The following is a 17602-nucleotide window of genomic DNA, read 5'->3' on the forward strand; positions in this document are numbered from 1 at the left end:
GAGAACAATCCTCGCACATGCCTCTTCGCCAAGAGGAATTCACTCATCTTTCGGATCTTTATATTTGACGATATAAACAGCAAGAAACAGAATAGATACCACGACAATGCCCATAGGCGCAACGAATATGGAGAAATCCTCCACGCATTCTCATCCTTTCTTGGCAGAGCTGCCTCGAATGTATTTGGCATCGAACAGGAACAGACGCATGATCAGAATCAGCGACGGGACCAGGACGATCAGCCCGAGGACAAAAGCTGCAATGAGCGCGATCGCCATCGTATCGTTCGTGAAGTTTTCATAGATGTTGATCTGTTTATACAGCACGTAAGGCAGGTGGGAACGGCCGTATCCGAACCAGGCAAAGGCAAACTGCAGCATGACGAGGATAAAGGACCAGCCCAGATGCTTCCTGCTCCAAACGAAATACACGGCAAGCAGAAAGCAGACGAACGAAGTCACGAACATCCATGCATGATTCAGCATGTGCTGAAAGTGCTCCGGGTTCTGGCGGTCGATCTGGGCGAAAGCCAGCAGCGAAGCCGCGATCGTCGGTCCGCTCCAGGCCAGGGCATATCTGCGCAAAATCTCGAACGCGCCTTCGTCCCTGCTCTTTTTGGCATAAAAGCTGAGGAACATCGCGGATATGTACAATACGCTGACGAGCGCCAGCAGAACGACGGACCAGGTATATGGATTCGTGAAGAAATCCACCCAGCCGATCACGACCTTTCCTCCCTGTACCGAGATGATGCCCCCTTCCGAGATCGCCAGAATCGTCGACAGCGCAGCCGGAATCAGGATGCCTGTCGCACCATACAGAGCCATGTAGACCTTGTTGTTCTCCTTGCTGCTGCCATAGGTGTTAAAAGCATAATAGACGCCGCGCACAGCCAGCAGAACGATGACCAGACTGCCTGGAACCAGCAGCGCCGTACCGTAATAAAAGGCCGCATCCGGAAAAAATCCGATCAAACCGACGTAAAAGAAAACCAGAAAAACGTTCGTGACCTCCCAGACCGGAGAAAGGTAGCGCTGAATGATATTGTGCACCTTGTTCTCATGCCCGAGGACCACGCTGTAAAAGCTGAAGAACCCGGCGCCGAAATCGATGGACGCCACGATCATGTAGCCGAACAAAAAGATCCACAGCACGGTAATACCGACAATCTCATAGCTCACTTGCGGCTTCCTCCTTCGATTCCGAGCGCTCTCATTTCTTCTATCGCATCCTTGTTGCGGAATAGCTTGCTCAGTACCTTCACGCAGGAAAAGCATAGGACGAAATACAGCAGAATAAACAGCACCAGCATCCAGCCCACGTAATTCGCCGTCGTCGCCGCTTCCGCCACCTTCATGTACCCGCGCATGATCCACGGCTGCCGCCCGATCTCCGCATACATCCAGCCGACCTCAATCGCCGTAAAAGAAAGCGGCCCAAGCGCCATGATGCCGATCAGCAACCATTTCGGATATGGCTTGTGGCCGGGCAGCCGTTTGCGGAGCATATACAGCAGCGGAATCACGACGAGCAAGCCGCCCAGCGTCACCATCGTGTCGAAATAATAATGGATGGACAGCGGCGGGCGCTCATCTTCCGGAAACTCGTTTAGGCCGATGACCTCCGTATTTGGAGCGTTGCCGGCGAGGATGCTTAGTGCATAAGGAATTTTGAGGCCGTAGCGCACTTCGTTGTTCGCATCAAGCACGCCTCCGTACACCAGCGTTGCATAGGCCTGGGTTTCAAAATGCCATTCACCCGCGGCGAGCTTCTCCGGTTGGTATTTGGCAAGGTATTTCCCCGAAAAGTCACCGATAATGGCCGTAGCCACGGCAAACACGAACGTGGAGACGACGGTCAGCTTCAGCGCTTTCTTGAAGTAGATATGCTTTCTCCCCCGCAGGATGCTGAAGGCGGCTATGCCTCCCAGAACACCTGCACACAGCGTATAGGACGATACGAGCACATGCGACACCTTGGTCGGGGCAGCCGTATTCAGCATCGCGGCAATCGGATTGATATCTGTCAATACGCCATCTACAAGCGTAAAGCCCTGCGGCGCGTTCATGAAGGAATTGACCGTCGTAATGAACACGGCCGAAGCGGATGAGCCGAGCGCCACCGGGATGAGCAGCAGCAGGTGCGTCATCTTGCTTCTGAACCGGTCCCATGTATATAAATAAATGCCAAGGAAAATCGCCTCGACAAAAAAGGCGAAGGTCTCCATAAACAGCGGCAGTGCAATCGCCTGCCCGGCCACCCGCATGAAGGTCGGCCACAGTAGGCTGAGCTGAAGACCGATCGAGGTGCCTGTCACGACGCCGACCGCAACCGTAATGACGAATCCCCGTGCCCAGCGCCGGGCAAGCAGCGTATAATGCGGATCCTGCGTGCGGATGCCCCTCCACTCCGCCAGGGCGATCATGACCGGAATGCCGACGCCGAGCGACGCAAAAATAATATGTACGAACAGTGTAAGGCCTGTCAAAATCCGGCTCAGCAGCACGGGATCAAGGGATGACATGCGTTTCGATCAGCTCCTTTTGCTTTTATATACGCTGCAACTCTATCCAAAGTAGTCCATATATCGCATAAAGCCTTTGACGGCGCCGTAAAGGCATATCGCGGCTACGATGACACAAATGACAATCAATACCCTTTCCTGCTTCTTGAACATCCTGCGCTCCTCTCGCCTTCTCTGCTGTTTCGCTTCACCTTTCGCCTCACTCACACACAGTTTGTCTCAAAAGACCCTTTCATATCCAAATCGTTTTTTTGTTTGGATGCAAAAGTAAGGTACACTATAATGAAGTGAGATATTCGGTGCGCTATCCAAGTGAGGGCAGTCCGCCGGACGTATTGATAAGGAGGTTTTTTCATGAAAATCAAATTCATTGAACCAACGCCGAGTCCCAATTCCATGAAGCTTCATCTCGATGAAAGCCTGGAGCCGGGAATCCGGAGAACATATACCCTCGATAACGAGCGTTCCGCCCCATCCTGGATTCGGGAAATGCTCCATATCGATGGCGTCAAAAGCGTGTTCCACACGCTCGATTTCGTCGCCTTGGAACGCAAAGGCAATGCGGACTGGTCCGTCATCCTGGGCGAAGTGCAGGATCGGTTCGGCCAGGAAGGCATGCAAAATGCCATGCTTAAGGATGAAGCCGGCACTGCCGAGCACTTCGGTGAGGCGGAGGTGCTGGTTCAGTTCTTCCGGGGCATCCCGATGCAGATTCGCGTGAAATCCGGCGCGCAGGAGGAGCGGTTGGCGCTGTCCGAGCGCTTCACGAAAGCCGTCATGGAGGTTGCCGCTGCAACCATGATCAAGGAGCGCAAGCTCAAGGATTATGGCGTCCGCTATGGCGAGCTGCCGGACATTGCCAAGGAAGTGGAGCAGGAACTGGAGGCGGCTTTTCCCGAAGAACGCCTGAAGCAGGTGATCGCCCAGGCGATTGCCCATGGAGCCAGCAGCGAGGAATTCGAGGAGGAACGCCGCGAACTGAGCCTCGAGGAAATGCAGGAGGCAATGAACAGCACGGACTGGCGCGTTCGTTATGCCGCGATGGACAACATGACCCCGGCCGAAGAGCATCTGCCCGTGATCAGCAAGGCGCTGCATGACGAGAAAATGCAGACCCGCCGCCTCGCCGTGGTTTATCTCGGCGACCTGCGTACACCGGAAGCGATGGAGCTGCTGTACGAGGCGCTGAAGGACAGCTCCCCTACTGTTCGGCGGACGGCCGGTGATACGCTGTCCGATATCGGGGACCCTGCCGCCACGCCGGCCATGCAGGCCCTGCTTCAGGACAGCAGCAAAATCGTCCGCTGGCGCGCGGCCCGGTTCCTCTATGAGGTCGGAACCGAGGAAGCAAGGGACGCTCTGGAGGCAGCGGTCAACGATCCGGAGTTCGAGGTGAGCCTTCAGGCAAGAATGGCTCTCGAACGGATCGAATCGGGCGAGCAGGCTGCCGGAACGGTGTGGCAGCAGATGGCCAAGCGCGAGCGTTCCTGATCTCTCGCGCCTTCCATTTCTAGAAATCCCCTTCCAAATTTATCTATTGTCAGACGAGCGGCATTGCTTTACGATATAGGAACGAATTTAATACCGAAGATAACCTCATCCTGCAAAGGTGAGGTAGAGGTTGCGAAAGCGATGAGTAGCTGCAAGGAGGCGTATGGCCGCCTGTGACTTGCAGCGAAGGGCGCTTTCGCCGAAGCGGACGGATCGGCCCATAAGATCCGCCTGCTGGGGCTGTACCCGAAAGGGACAGAACTGTCGCGGCCTCAGGCTTCATGCCTGAGTGCCGTGTTGAGCTATCTTTCATGGATGCACGGATGCGGAAGCCAGAGGATAAATATAAGGCCCGCAGGTACTCCATACCTGCGGGCCTTTATGCTGGTAATCCCCTTCCATGATATGAAATCATTTGAAATCATTCAGAAGGGAAGTTTATGTTTATGAGCAGCAAAGCACCTGCAACCTCGCTGCGGCAGAGCTTGAAAGCCCGTCATATGACGATGATCGCCCTTGGGGGCTCCATCGGAACCGGGCTTTTCCTTGCCAGCGGGAGCGCGATATCCTCATCGGGTCCGGGCGGAGCCATACTGGCTTATGCCGCCATCGGGCTGATGGTATATTTCTTGATGACAAGCCTCGGGGAAATGGCGACCTACATGCCGGATTCCGGCTCCTTCAGTACCTACGGCAGCCGGTTTGTAAGCCCGGCCTTCGGCTTTGCGGTCGGCTGGAACTTCTGGTACAACTGGGCGGTGACGATCGCGGCTGAGCTTTCGGCCGCGACCGTCATCATTAAATATTGGCTGCCTGATTCTCCTTCTCTCTTGTGGAGCTTTTTGTTCCTTGCGCTGATGTTTGCGCTGAACGTTCTTTCCGCCAAAGGGTACGGGGAATCGGAGTACTGGTTCGCCATCATCAAAATCGTCACGGTCATCGTCTTTCTGGTCCTTGGCGTCATGATGATTTTCGGGATTTTGGGTGGCAAGCCCGTCGGATTCAGCAATTTCAATCTTGGCGGCAGTTCCTTCCACGGCGGCTTCTTCGCCTTTATCGGCGTCTTTATGGCAGCCGGCTTCTCTTTCCAAGGAACCGAGCTGATCGGCGTTGCCGCCGGCGAAAGCGAGAATCCGCGGAAAAACGTGCCGCGTGCCATTCGCCAGGTTTTCTGGCGGATTCTGATCTTTTATATACTGGCGATTGTCGTGATCGGGTTCCTGATTCCGTATACCAACCCGAATCTGCTCAAAACCGATCTGAACAACATCGGCGTCAGCCCCTTCACGCTCGTCTTCGAAAAAGCGGGCCTGGCCTTCGCCGCTTCCGTTATGAATGCGGTCATCCTGAGCTCGGTACTCTCGGCCGGCAACTCCGGCATGTATTCCTCTACCCGCGTGCTGTATGCGATGGCCAAGGATGGACTGGCTCCGAAAATACTCGGCAAGCTGAACAGCCGCGGCGTTCCGGTGAACGCTTTGATCATCACGACGCTGGTCGGCATGCTTGCTTTCCTGGCCTCCTTGTTCGGGGACGGAGTCGTATACAATTGGCTGCTGAACGCTTCAGGGATGTGCGGCTTCATCAACTGGCTGGGCATCGCGGTGTGCCATTACCGATTCCGCCGCGCTTTTGTCGCCCAGGGCCACTCGCTGAACGAGCTTCCGTACCGGGCCAAATGGTTCCCGTTCGGGCCGATCTTTGCTTTTATATTGTGCATTATCGCCATTGCCGGACAAAACACCGGGGCCTTCACCGGCTCCAGCATCGACTGGTACGGCATTCTGGTCTCGTATGTCAGCGTCCCGCTGTTCATTATCATCTGGCTTGGTTACAAGTGGATCAAAGGCAGCAAGCTGATTCCGCTGGAGAAGTGCGATTTGGCAACACATGATCGAGAAAACCGCTAATGACTTGCAGTGGACTCGCTAGCATCCAGCTGAATCCGTACATGATAGCTTCAACTCAAAAAGGTACCGCCCCCCGCTCGATGCAGCAGGGACGGTACCTTTCTTTTGCGTTTATTTCCAGGTTACGTATACCCGGAGATCGTCCGTCTCGTCCAGCCCGCTTTCCACATAGGAAATCGAATTCACGCCCAGACGGTACAAATCCTGCAGGTCGCCCATCAAATCCTCATGACCGCCGTGGTAACGAAGCAGCAGGGAATGCCCTCCCTGCTTGATCACCTCACGCACTTTGGTCCGGAGCGCAGAGCTTGAGCTTACGATTTCCGCCGGGTCATACAGCTGGTATTCCAGTTCCCGTTCGAGCTTCTGATAGTATTCTTGGCGGCTGTCATTCCCGCTGATCAGTTTATGCAGGGTATCCCTATAGAGCGTATTCGCTGCAGGATAACTCTTCGTCCAGCTGTGATCCTTCTTCATCTGTTCGTCCGTTCGGAGGTAGTAGCCGATTCCGATCTCGCCCGCCTTATCCGGAGCCGGGTCATCCCACGTCGTATCGAGATGGTACCATTTGCCGTCCAGCAGCACCAGGTTCCACGCGTGAAGTTGGCTCACTCCCGTATCGCGCGGGGCTGCGGTACCTTCCACAATTCGGTTCGTAATTCCGGCGTCTGTCAGCATTTTATAAGCCAAAAGGGAATATCCCTGGCATACGGTGCTGCCGGAGCTCAAACCGTCATAGGCTGTGTATTTCCGCAGAGTTTCGTCATATTTCAGATTAAGGACGATCCAGTCGTGGATGACTTTGACCTTCTCATGGTCATTCATGCCCGGCCGGAGAATGCTGCCAAGTATGCTCTGAACCCGCTTGGCCACGAATGCCGTCTGGGCGGCCGATTCCCTGTAGCTCAGCTGCACGCTTACGTTGGCGGATTTCGAGCTGCCGCTGTACGAATATCCGTAGCTTTCAATGGTGTAATTCATATACGGATCGCTCTCAAGCGCCTGCTCCAACGCATTTTTCAGCTGCCCCTTCAGCTGGCTGGTCTTCCCCTGAAACACAAACTGAACCTGGCTCAAACGCTGATTCATGGCGCCGAGCAGCATGTTTTGAAGCTCGATGTCAGACCGGACCACCTTGGCGCCGGATGTCGAGGAAGCGTACACCATTTCCCAATCAATGCTCGGGGGTAACACGGCTGCGAGGAGCGTGCCGGTTAACACGATTTTGGCTACCGACCTGCGCTTCCATCTCATACTGGACCCTCCCTTCTCTCCCTATGGCAGCGTTTGTTCGCTAATCCGCTATCCCGCTTCTTAGCCCTTCGAAATGACTCTATTCCTGCATAAAGACATATATGACTTATTACGTGAATTTCGGCGCTTCAAGATCCTGCCTTCCCGAGGCCTGCACGAAGCGCGAAGTGCACCGGGCAATGGCTTCCACATCTCCCGCAGCCAAGGCATCCTTCGGCAGCAGCGAGCTGCCAATCCCTACCGCGCAGGCACCCGCTTCAAAGTACTCCGCAATGTTCCCGAGCGTAACGCCTCCGGTGGCAACCAGCGGGATATGGTTTAGAGGTCCTCTGATTTCCCGCAAATAGCCGAGCCCGAGGCTTGCCATCGGGAACAGCTTGACTGCCTCTGCACCGGCATGAAATGCTGCGGCAATCTCGGTCGGCGTCATGGCCCCGGGCCATATATCAATGTCCTGCTCCAATGCATAAGCGATGACGTTCAGATCCAGGTTCGGGGAAATCAAAAACTGGGCACCGGCCGCAACAGCCTCCCGGGCCATCTTCACGTTCAATACCGTGCCTGCGCCCACATAGGCCTGTCCGTCGTATGCCGAGCGCCAATCCTGCATGATATCCAGCGCTCCCGCCGTATTCATCGTCACTTCCATCAGCCGGACCCCGCCAGCGGCGAGACCGGCCCCTGCAGCCTGGGATTCTGTCCGTGAAATCCCTCTGACAATGGCAACCAGCCGTGACGACATCAATTCGTCTGTTAGTTTCATATGATCAGCCCCCTATCTGTCTATTAGATTAATTCGGAGGCACGCGTCCGTTTCCCTTCTGAAGCATGCGAAAAACACGAAGAAGCCGGACGTAAAATCGCAACATTTTTCCACCGATTTTTACGGAAATTTCCGATGCATTTCGGTATAATAGGTATGTTGCTTATGATTTTAGTCATATCCATACCTATGAAATGGAGCGATTGTCCGTGACTTACGTGGATACTACCAATATATCTCCAGAAGTGTTCATCACCGTATTGTTATTTCTGATTGTCATCGCGCCCCTCGTCAGTCTGGCGATTCTTCGTTTTTTTCAAGGCAAGAAAAAGGCCGGGCTGCTGCTCATCGTCTCCGGCGTCGCTGTTTACCTGGTGTTTCAGGTGATCATGAAATTGTTTTTTGATTAGCCTCCTATGGCAGGACGGCTTCTCTATAAGATGGGAATAGAAAAAGGCAGTGTCCGCGGACACTGCCTTTTCTGTGTTCATTGGGTCATTTAAACTTACGCCTGCTCGCCCAAGTATTTCTCGAACTGCAGCTTGTTCATGCCGAGGATCCGGTGCTCGCCGATGACGGTTACCGGAACCGCGCGCATGCCCATATCCCATACCTGCTGCGCGAATTCATCGCTTTGCTCGATATTGCGCTCTTCATACTCAACGCCTTTGTCGGCCAGATATCCTTTGACCTGGCGGCAGTGCGGGCAGTTCGTGCTTGTATATACGATCACTTTTTCCATGTGTTTATTCACCTCATTGTTCAATATGCCTTAATAAGCTACGTTTGATGATATATGCTTACAGAACGGCTGCGTGATGCTCCAGGCTTTCGATGTATTTCTCGCAGTCCATCGCAGCCATACATCCGCTGCCAGCCGCCGTAATAGCTTGTCTGTAACGGGTATCCTGCACGTCGCCGCAAGCGAATACGCCCGGAATGTTCGTTTCGGAAGTTCCTGGTTGAACCATGATATATCCGTTCGCGTCCGTCGTGATTTGTCCGCCCAGGAAGCCGGTGTTCGGATGATGTCCAATCGCCACGAACACGCCGCTCGCTTCGATGAATTCCTCTTCCCCGGTTTCGTTGTTCAGTACTTTCAAACCTTTCACGCCACGCTCGTCTGCAACAACCTCAACCGGTGTGCGGTTGAGCGCCCACTCGACCTTCTCGTTGCTGCGTACGCGGTCCTGCATGATTTTCGAGCCGCGAAGCTCGGTACGGCGGTGAACCAAAGTCACCTTTGATGCGAAACGCGTCAAGAAGCTTGCTTCTTCAAGCGCCGAGTCGCCGCCGCCAACGACCACGATCTCTTTGCCGCGGAAGAAGAACCCGTCACAGGTTGCGCAGGTGCTGACACCGCGTCCCACATTATCCTGTTCGCCGGGAATGCCAAGGTATTTCGCAGTTGCACCGGTCGAAATGATCAGAGTTTCCGTTTCGAATTGTCCCATGCCTTCTACGTCAAGCTTGAATGGACGTCCGTTCAATTCCACGCTGTTTACCCAGCCTGTACGGAATTCGGCGCCAAAGCGTTCAGCCTGCTTGCGCATATTATCCATAAGTTCGGGTCCCATAATCCCTTCAGGAAAACCAGGGAAATTCTCCACTTCCGTGGTGGTTGTAAGCTGCCCACCAGGCTGCGGTCCTTCAATGATGAGCGGGTTCAGGTTGGCGCGCGCCAAGTAGATGGCAGCGGTCAATCCCGCAGGTCCTGTACCGATAATGACGGATTTATACATAATATTTTCCCTCCAAGCTCCCAGTGCCCGGAAAGTAGCCCGGATAAGCCGGACGTAACCAGGTCAACTAATATTTTATAATTATTATTATCTGATAATTATTATCATATAAACGGACGCTTATGTCAATAGCTCAAGTATACATGGGATCAAGTCAATTGTTAACAATTAAATTTATACAGATAGGGGTATTCCAGACAGTCGTTCACGAGATCGTCATTGCTTGCCTCTGCCCGTCTCTTTCTTATAAAAAGGAGCTTTCGGGACAACCGCCCGCAAGCTCCTTGCTTCAAAGAAATAAAGTACCCGTTATCTCAATAAACGCAGCGCATTCAAAATGACCAGGATGGTGCTTCCTTCATGTCCCACAACGCCGAACGGCAGAGCAATGCCCGTCAGGAAATTGCTTGCCATCAGCAGCACGATCACCGCAATGGCAAACACCATGTTTTGCTTCACGATCCGGCGTGCACGGCGGGCCAGCTTGATCGTTCCGGCAATTTCTTCGATGTTATCGTTCATCAGCACGACGTCCGCAACTTCGAGCGCCGTCCCGCTGCCGCTCATCCCCATGCCCATGCCGACGGTTGCCGTGGCGAGGGCTGGCGCATCGTTCACACCGTCGCCCACCATGACCACATGCCCATATTCTTCACGAAGCTTTTTGACATGCTGCACCTTTTCCTCCGGAAGCAAATCGGAATAGATCAGATCGACGCCGATCTGTCTGCCGATGACCTGGGCCGTTTCGCTGCGGTCGCCCGTCAGCATCGCGACCTTCACGCCGATGGCTTGAAGCATCCGGACGGCCGCAGCTGCCTGAGGACGAACCACATCCTGCAGCGCGACGAGCCCCGCGATACGCTCCCCGTCCAGGATGACGGATACCGTTTTGCCTTCCCTGCCAAGCATACTGCGCTGTTCCTTCCAATAAGCCGATGATTCCGGAGCGTCCATCCGGTCCAGTATATCGGTTTTGCCGATTCGCCATTGCTTGCCTTGGACCGTCCCTTCCATTCCCCAGCCGGTTATCGAGGATACCGCTTCGGCAGGCAGCAGCGGAAGCGAATCTTCTTCCGCCCTGCGCACGATCGCTTTGGCCAGAGGATGCTCCGACATCTGTTCCACGGAAGCCATCGCGGCAAGCAGCTCCCTCCGATCATACCCATCCGCTGTAATGAGGTCCGTTACCTGCGGCTCGCCAGCTGTCAGGGTGCCTGTTTTATCAAAGGCAACGACCGAGGTGAGCGCCATGTTCTCCATATGCGCCCCGCCCTTAAACAGGATCCCGCGGCGGGCGCGGTTCGAGATGGCGGACAGCAATGCCGGCATAATGGAAGCAACCAGCGCGCATGGCGAGGCTACCACGAGAAAGACCATCGCTTTATAGAAGGAATCGCCAAAGCTCCAGCCAAGCACGAACGGAACCGCGAAGATGATGACCAGGGTGACCGCAACCACGATGCGGGCGTAGATTGCTTCGAAGCGCTTCATGAACCGTTCCGACTGAGGGACTTCCGACTCGGCCTCCTCCACCAAACGGATGATCTTCGCGAAGACCGTCGCATCCGACGTCTGCGTCACTTCGATATAAAGCACACCTTCCCCGTTCAGCGTACCGGCAAAAACCTCGTCTCCCTCAGCTTTCTCCACGGGAAACGATTCGCCTGTAATGGACGACTGGTTCACGGCCGAATAACCCTTCTGAATCAAACCATCGGCCGGAATCAGCTCTCCCGGTTTGACTAAGATCAGATCCTGTACCTTCAGCTCATCGATGGAAACAAGCGACATCCGGCCATCCATGATCCGGAGTGCAAGCTCGGGCTTGAGAGCCATGAGCGAGGAAATATCCTTTCTGCTCCGCTCCATCGTATAGCTTTCAAGCGCACCGCTGAGCGCAAAGATAAAAATCAGCATGGCTCCTTCATTCCAGTATCCGATGCTGGCGGCTCCCAGCGCCGCAGCTACCATGAGCAGGTTAACATCGAGCTCCCGCTCCTTGATCAGCGTCTCCACGCCTTCCTTCGCCTTGAGCCAGCCTCCTGCCGCATAGGACAGGATGTATAAAATGATTGAAACCACCGCTGAAGCATAGCTTACGGCCCAGCCCCCAATCATCAGCACCCCGCTGAGTATGGCTGCCTGCATTTCCGGATTACGGAGCATGCCGCGGAAATCCATCCGTCTTTTACGGTGAGGGTTTGGCGTCTTGAGGCTGCCGGTTGCCGGACTTTCTTTCAGAATACGAGCCGTAATTTGCTGTGTATTTCCCATCTTGTTCACCTTCCTTAGTGAGAATGAAAAGCATTATTAACACCCTTAAAACAGCACATGCTGCTCCAGACAAGCCGGAGCAGCATGTTTCAATGAAGGACGCACAACGTCCAATTGAGAATGATAATCATTTTTGCACTAGTACAATTATTTTTCCTATAAGCAACTTTATGCTTTTATTATATGCTTGCATTCCATAAAAGTAAACGGGAGTTCTCCTGAAAACGCAAAAAAATCCCGATATGGGAATGCGCGCTCACCGGCATTCAACCTATCGGGATACTTCCGAATCCATCAAGCTTCACAGCACTATCTTTTTGCTCCGTCCCTGCTCCCGCAGCTCCCACTGGGCTGCGGCCAGGCGAAATGCAGGAATGGTCTCCGGCAGAACGCCGACCTCCTTTACGTGCACTCGATATATCGAAGGCAGATTGTCCGCATGCATTAGGCCCGATACGCGCAAAGGCAGCTGCGGTCTGACTTTTCGGATGCATTCGACTAACGTCTCGAAGCCTTCGACACCTTCTGCGGACCATGATCGTTCCGCGCAGCTCATTCCGCTGCTATCCAATACGATCAGATCTGCACATCGGGCCAGGTCAGCGGCAAAGCCTGGATGTATGTCTGTTTGCACCAAGGCGCCGATGCTGTAGGATACCGCCCGGCGCTGATGGCATAACGTCTCCTCAGCCACCTTTTCAATCAGATCATGCATATCATTCCATTCTTCCATGTAAACCGGATAGGGCACCAGGATTTCAAGCCTATGCTCCATTCCCTGCCGGTAACAGGCAAGGGAGGCCCGAAATAACGCCTCAAGCTGAATATCCCGCAGATCAGCCAGGTAGGCCGGTTCCTGCGCGTGTGCCCATGGCATATCTATTCCCGACACCAAAGCCACGCTCAGCGTCCCCTCATCCAGATGATACAGCATCGTTTCCATATGGCCCTTCCACCGATACAGCAGCCGTTCCCTGAGGGCAATGCTCGGCTGACTCGCACTTCCATATCGATCGGAATCATACTGCAAAGCCCATTCTTCGAAGAGTTCCTTCAGATGTCCGCTTCCCAGCCAGCGGTCCTCCTGCAGCAGCAAGAGCCCCTCCGTACCGCTCAATAGGTCGGATTGCTCCAGCGGATATGCCACATTTTCGGCCATCATCTTCAGGCTGCGCGCCTCGTCGCTCCAAATCAGCAGCCGCTCCGGTGCGCCGAGATCCTCGGGTTGGGCCAGGACAGCTTCTGGCTCTCGAAGCATGGCCCCGATGGAGTAGGGATCGGCCGCCAACACCGCTTGTTCCTTCGTCATCGACCCGATTAAGGTCAACTCCACGAGCGAGGCGACCTCCGGCAGGGAGCAAGCCTTGGCCTGCCCGCCATCCTCAAGGGACTTGCAGCCACCCTTTTCTGCTGCCGGATAAAACGTTTCCATAAAAGAAGACATAGAGCAGGAGCCGCTTTGGCAGCAATTGTTCTGACACCGATCATTCTTCATTTTTGGCTGTCCACCCTCTTTCCCCTGAAAAATAAGCCCTATCGCAGCGAGCCCTACCCTACAGAATATTAGCGGGCCCCGGGAAATATACAGCAATTTGCACGGGCATCATTACAAAAAAGGAATGCCCCTATCGCCGTCACTGTCGGCTTTAGAGGCACTCCTCGAATTATGGTATCAATGAAATTATTGCTGACTGGCAGAGATCGCCTGCTCCAGATCGTATAAAATGTCGTCAATGGCTTCGGTGCCGATAGACAACCGCAGCATTTCCGGATTGACGCCTGCCGCGATTTGCTCTTCTTCGGACAGCTGCTGATGCGTCGTGCTTGCCGGATGAATGATCAGCGACTTGGAGTCGCCCACGTTGGCGAGATGGGAGAACAGCTTCACATTCTCGATCACCTTGCGTCCGGCCTCTTTGCCGCCCTTAATGCCGAAAGTCATGATGGCGCCTTGGCCTTTAGGCAGGTACTTTTGCGCAAGCTCGTAGGATGGATGGCTTGGCAGACCTGCGTAGCTGACCCATTCCACGGCGTCATGATTCTCCAGGAATTTCGCCACCTGAAGGGCGTTCTGGCTGTGGCGCTCCATGCGCAGGTGCAAGGTTTCCAGACCCTGAAGCAGCATCCAGGAGTTGAAAGGCGAGATGGTTGAGCCCATGTCACGAAGCAGCTGCACACGCGCTTTGATAATGTAGGCAAGCGGTCCGACAGCTTCCGTATAGACGACTCCGTGATAGCTTGGATCCGGCTGGGTCAGACCCGGGAACTTGTCGTTAGCCGCCCAGTCGAACTTGCCGCTGTCAACGATAACGCCGCCGATGGACGTGCCATGCCCACCAATGAATTTCGTTGCCGAGTGAACGACGATGTCGGCTCCATGCTCAATCGGACGCAGCAGGTAAGGGCTCGGGAAGGTGTTGTCCAGAATCAGCGGGATGCCGTTCTCATGGGCGATGTTCGCCACCGCTTCGATATCCAGCACATCCCCTTTCGGGTTGCCGATCGTTTCGGCATATACCGCTTTCGTCTTGTCGTTAATGGCCGCCCGGAAATTCTCCGGATCACTCGCATCGACAAAATGGACCTTGATGCCAAGCTTCGCGAGCGTCGTCGAAAACAAATTGTATGTACCGCCGTATAATGTCGAGGAAGATACGATTTCGTCGCCTGCTCCTGCAATATTCAATATGGAGAACGTGATTGCCGCTTGACCGGAGGAGGTTGCCAGTGCTCCAACGCCGCCTTCAAGCGCAGCCACGCGGTTCTCGAACACGTCGGTGGTCGGATTCATCAAGCGCGTATAGATATTGCCGAATTCCTTCAGTGCGAACAAATTGGCTGCATGGTCACTGTCTTTAAAGCCGTAGGAAGTGGTTTGGTACAGCGGTACTGCACGGGAAAGCGTCGTCGGGTCAATTTCCTGGCCTGCATGCACGGCTAAAGTTTCAAAAGATAATGGGCGTTCGTTGGACATGGGTAAATCCTCCCTTTTCTCGCATGGAATAAGTACTCTACCGCGATTTTTTTCATATTTTCTCATACTTCCCAGCGTTTGAAAAGGTAAAAAATGATAATTCCCATTAAGTTAGTATGTTTTAGATAAAACGCCAAAAAAAAGAGCCGCTGAACGCGGCTGCATAAAAAAGAATCCTGAGAGTATTGAGAGAGTTGCCGATGTCGAATTGCGCAAATATTTGCATAATTCTATCGTTTGATTAGTAATAGCTTATTTTATATAAGCTTACCTTTCATAAGTGCAGAGAAAAGCATAGCGCTTTCCTCCCTACGTTGTCAAGCGAAGCTTATGTACAGGTGGCTTGTCCGTTATTTTCAGGCGCCCCGAAACGAAACGGTCTCTTTTTCGTATACTCATATTGACGTTCAATTGTTTACCATCTACGATGACACTATATAAAGCGGAGAAGAATTGCTGGAATTCATCATTACGCGGACAATCATTCCGTTATATGCAGGAGGGTGATTTGGCTTGCATTCATCATCTAAAGAATTAGCTGAACGATATTGTGAACTTATGGACAGACTGCCGCGTCTTATTGACTACACGGGAATCGTCCGGCAATTAAAGCTAAGCACCACCGAAGCATTTATTCTGCAGTATCTGCAAAATAACGGCAGCCAGCGCGGTACGGACATCGTAAAGGTAACGGGTCTTACGACAAGCGCCATTACGCAAATTTGCGACAAGCTGGTTCAGGAAGAGCTGATTCAGCGTTCTCGCTCCGAAACCGATCGGCGCTACGTGAACATTACGATCACCGGCAAGGGTTCGCAGATTCTTAAACGGTTGTCTGATCTGAGCTCGGAACGAATTGTCGAAACCGTAGAAAATTTCACCAAAGAAGAAACGGACGAGCTGCTCGAAACGATCCGGCAGCTGGGTGAGCTGATCCAATACCAAAGGAAACAGCGCGATTGAAGGATACCGTCTGCCCTCACCGGGGATTAGATCAGGAAAAAAGCACCTTTACGATGTGCCGTTTTGACGGACATCCAGGGTGCTCTTTTCATTTCTATGCTATTTTGGATGCAGCGTTTTACGTATTAGGTCAGCTTGCGGGAAATGACCTTGGCCTGCGTAAATAGCAGCAAATAATCATGCCCTCCCGCCTTCGAATCCGTGCCAGACATGTTAAACCCTCCAAACGGCTGCGCCCCGACAAGGGCACCCGTACATTTGCGGTTAATGTACAGATTCCCGCAGTGAACCCGTTCGTACGCTGCTTCAATCCGGTCTTCGCGGGAGGAGAAGAAGGAGCCGGTCAGGCCAAACTCCGTATCGTTATAAATGCGAATGGCCTGCTCCCAGTCTGCCGCGGACGTCATGGCCAGCACCGGACCAAAAATTTCCTCCTGCATCACCCTGGCCTTCGGGTCCACATCGGCGAAGATCGTCGGCTGGATGTAATAGCCGCTGCCTTCTGCGCCGCTCCCGCCTGCAACAAGCCTTCCTTCCCGTTTGCCGATCTCAATATAGTCCAGGATTTTATTATAGGAGGCACTGTCGATGACCGGACCGATCTTCGCGTTCGCCTCCGGCGCGCCTACCTCCAGCTGCTGCGTCAATTCCGTCACCCGCGAGACGATGTCATCGTATACGGAATCCACGATGATGGCTCTGGAGCCTGCCGAACACTTTTGTCCCTGATATCCGAAGGCTGAAGCCACAATGGCCGCTGCCGCGGCATCGAGATCCGCCGTTTCGTCCACGATGACACCGTCCTTGCCGCCCATTTCCGCAACGACGCGTTTGATCCAGATTTGGCCTTCCGCCTGCTCTGCCGCCAATTTGTTAATATGAAGACCTACTTCCTTCGAGCCGGTAAAGCTGATGAACCGGGTCTTGGGATGCCCCGTCAAGTAGTCGCCGATTTCCCCGCCGCTCCCCGGAAGGTACTGGATGACGCCATCCGGTAAGCCCGCTTCCTTCATCAGTTCGAAAAACTTATACGCAATGACCGGCGTGGTCGATGCCGGCTTCAAAATCACGGTATTGCCTGATACCACGGCCGCCGAGGTCATGCCGGCGCAAATGGCCAGCGGAAAGTTCCAGGGCGGAATGATAATACCAACGCCCAGCGGGATATACCGAAGGATGTTATCTTCTCCACCCAAGGGGGTCAACGGCTGCAGCCGCGAAGTCTGGCTCAGGCGCACAGCCTCCCGGGCATAAAATTCCATGAAATCGATGGCTTCCGCCGTATCCGCATCAGCCTCTCCCCAATTTTTGCCCGCCTCATACACCATCCAGGCCGAGAACTCGTGCTTACGGGCCCGCATCAGCGAGGCTGCCTTCAGCAGCAGCTCCGCCCGATCCGCGGCGGACGTCCTTTTCCAGGATTCAAACGTGCGCTGCGCGCTCTGCATGGCGCGTTCGGCGAGCCCGAGTCCGGCTTTGCTCACGAAACCCACGATCTCATCCGGCTCGGCGGGATTCAGGGACCGGATCTCGTCATCCCCCGTGTGGACAGGCTGTCCTTCGATCACCACCGGATAATGCTTCCCGAACTCTCCCTTGACTTTGCCCAGTGCTTTCAGAAAAGCTTCACGCTCCCCCGCAGCTTCAAAATCGGTAAACGGCTCATTGCGAAACGGCGTACTGACGTTCGTTGAAGACATCGG

The 17602-nt window shown here is 53.9% G+C and carries 15 protein-coding genes and 1 riboswitch; of the genes, 4 read left to right on the forward strand and 11 right to left on the reverse strand.

What is annotated here, in order from left to right; translation table 11 throughout:
- Positions 1–39: 39 nt before the first annotated feature.
- Genes ACTHPM_RS24845 through ACTHPM_RS24855 form a run of 3 tightly spaced genes read right to left on the reverse strand, consistent with a single transcriptional unit; the run spans position 40 to position 2525 of the window.
- Positions 40–144: a cytochrome bd oxidase small subunit CydS gene (locus tag ACTHPM_RS24845; protein WP_411830538.1), complete on the reverse strand. Its 105-nt coding sequence runs from the start codon at positions 142–144 to the stop codon at positions 40–42.
- 6 nt (positions 145–150) lie between these two features.
- Positions 151–1182 carry a cytochrome d ubiquinol oxidase subunit II gene (locus tag ACTHPM_RS24850; RefSeq protein ID WP_440397862.1) on the reverse strand — a complete coding sequence of 344 codons (1032 nt, stop codon included), beginning with the start codon at positions 1180–1182 and terminating at the stop codon, positions 151–153.
- Positions 1179–2525: a cytochrome ubiquinol oxidase subunit I gene (locus ACTHPM_RS24855; protein WP_440397863.1), complete on the reverse strand. Its 1347-nt coding sequence runs from the start codon at positions 2523–2525 to the stop codon at positions 1179–1181. The genes ACTHPM_RS24850 and ACTHPM_RS24855 overlap by 4 nt, the downstream gene beginning before the upstream one ends.
- Before the next feature lie 354 nt (positions 2526–2879).
- Here ACTHPM_RS24855 and ACTHPM_RS24860 point away from each other — a divergent pair, with 354 nt between their 5' ends.
- Together ACTHPM_RS24860 and ACTHPM_RS24865 are read left to right on the forward strand one after the other, a co-directional pair.
- Positions 2880–4016 (forward strand): virulence factor, encoded by a 1137-nt coding sequence (locus ACTHPM_RS24860; RefSeq protein WP_440397864.1) that lies wholly within the window; start codon positions 2880–2882, stop codon positions 4014–4016.
- 116 nt (positions 4017–4132) lie between these two features.
- Positions 4133–4329, forward strand: a riboswitch (Lysine riboswitch).
- A 133-nt stretch (positions 4330–4462) separates the two neighbouring features.
- Positions 4463–5926 (forward strand): amino acid permease, encoded by a 1464-nt coding sequence (locus ACTHPM_RS24865; RefSeq protein WP_440397865.1) that lies wholly within the window; start codon positions 4463–4465, stop codon positions 5924–5926.
- A 111-nt stretch (positions 5927–6037) separates the two neighbouring features.
- On the opposite strand, the gene ACTHPM_RS24870 is transcribed toward ACTHPM_RS24865, so the two are convergent.
- Entirely contained in the window at positions 6038–7180 is a 1143-nt protein-coding gene (locus tag ACTHPM_RS24870) for a transglutaminase domain-containing protein (RefSeq protein ID WP_440397866.1), read from the reverse strand.
- Positions 7181–7289: 109 nt separating this feature from the next.
- Positions 7290–7943: a bifunctional 4-hydroxy-2-oxoglutarate aldolase/2-dehydro-3-deoxy-phosphogluconate aldolase gene (locus ACTHPM_RS24875; RefSeq protein WP_440397867.1), complete on the reverse strand. Its 654-nt coding sequence runs from the start codon at positions 7941–7943 to the stop codon at positions 7290–7292.
- A gap of 209 nt (positions 7944–8152) precedes the next feature.
- On the opposite strand from ACTHPM_RS24875, the gene ACTHPM_RS24880 reads away from it, so the two are divergent.
- Positions 8153–8353, forward strand: a complete 201-nt coding sequence (locus ACTHPM_RS24880) for a hypothetical protein (protein ID WP_440397953.1) — start codon at positions 8153–8155, stop codon at positions 8351–8353.
- A 95-nt stretch (positions 8354–8448) separates the two neighbouring features.
- Here ACTHPM_RS24880 and ACTHPM_RS24885 read toward each other — a convergent pair whose 3' ends face one another.
- From ACTHPM_RS24885 to ACTHPM_RS24905, 5 genes are all read right to left on the reverse strand, one after another.
- Positions 8449–8685, reverse strand: coding sequence for a glutaredoxin family protein (locus ACTHPM_RS24885; RefSeq protein ID WP_127605030.1), 237 nt, complete (start codon positions 8683–8685; stop codon positions 8449–8451).
- A gap of 58 nt (positions 8686–8743) precedes the next feature.
- Positions 8744–9685, reverse strand: coding sequence for a thioredoxin-disulfide reductase (trxB, locus tag ACTHPM_RS24890; RefSeq protein ID WP_440397868.1), 942 nt, complete (start codon positions 9683–9685; stop codon positions 8744–8746).
- A gap of 309 nt (positions 9686–9994) precedes the next feature.
- On the reverse strand, positions 9995–11962 hold the full coding sequence (locus ACTHPM_RS24895; protein ID WP_440397869.1) for a heavy metal translocating P-type ATPase: 1968 nt from the start codon (positions 11960–11962) through the stop codon (positions 9995–9997).
- Between the two features lie 301 nt (positions 11963–12263).
- On the reverse strand, positions 12264–13406 hold the full coding sequence (locus ACTHPM_RS24900; protein WP_440421718.1) for a hypothetical protein: 1143 nt from the start codon (positions 13404–13406) through the stop codon (positions 12264–12266).
- Between the two features lie 237 nt (positions 13407–13643).
- Positions 13644–14936 carry a homocysteine synthase gene (locus ACTHPM_RS24905; RefSeq protein ID WP_440397871.1) on the reverse strand — a complete coding sequence of 431 codons (1293 nt, stop codon included), beginning with the start codon at positions 14934–14936 and terminating at the stop codon, positions 13644–13646.
- 558 nt (positions 14937–15494) lie between these two features.
- On the opposite strand from ACTHPM_RS24905, the gene ACTHPM_RS24910 reads away from it, so the two are divergent.
- A complete protein-coding gene (locus ACTHPM_RS24910; RefSeq protein ID WP_440397872.1) occupies positions 15495–15899 on the forward strand; it encodes a MarR family winged helix-turn-helix transcriptional regulator in 405 nt (134 codons plus the stop codon).
- 125 nt (positions 15900–16024) lie between these two features.
- Here the strand turns inward: ACTHPM_RS24910 and pruA are convergent, their stop codons facing one another.
- Complete coding sequence (gene pruA / locus ACTHPM_RS24915) at positions 16025–17599, reverse strand: L-glutamate gamma-semialdehyde dehydrogenase (protein WP_440397873.1); 1575 nt, start codon at positions 17597–17599, stop codon at positions 16025–16027.
- Positions 17600–17602 lie beyond the last annotated feature (3 nt).

This window comes from Paenibacillus sp. SAFN-054, from assembly GCF_051966755.1.
In the GTDB taxonomy this organism is placed as follows: Bacteria; Bacillota; Bacilli; order Paenibacillales; family Paenibacillaceae; genus Paenibacillus_AQ.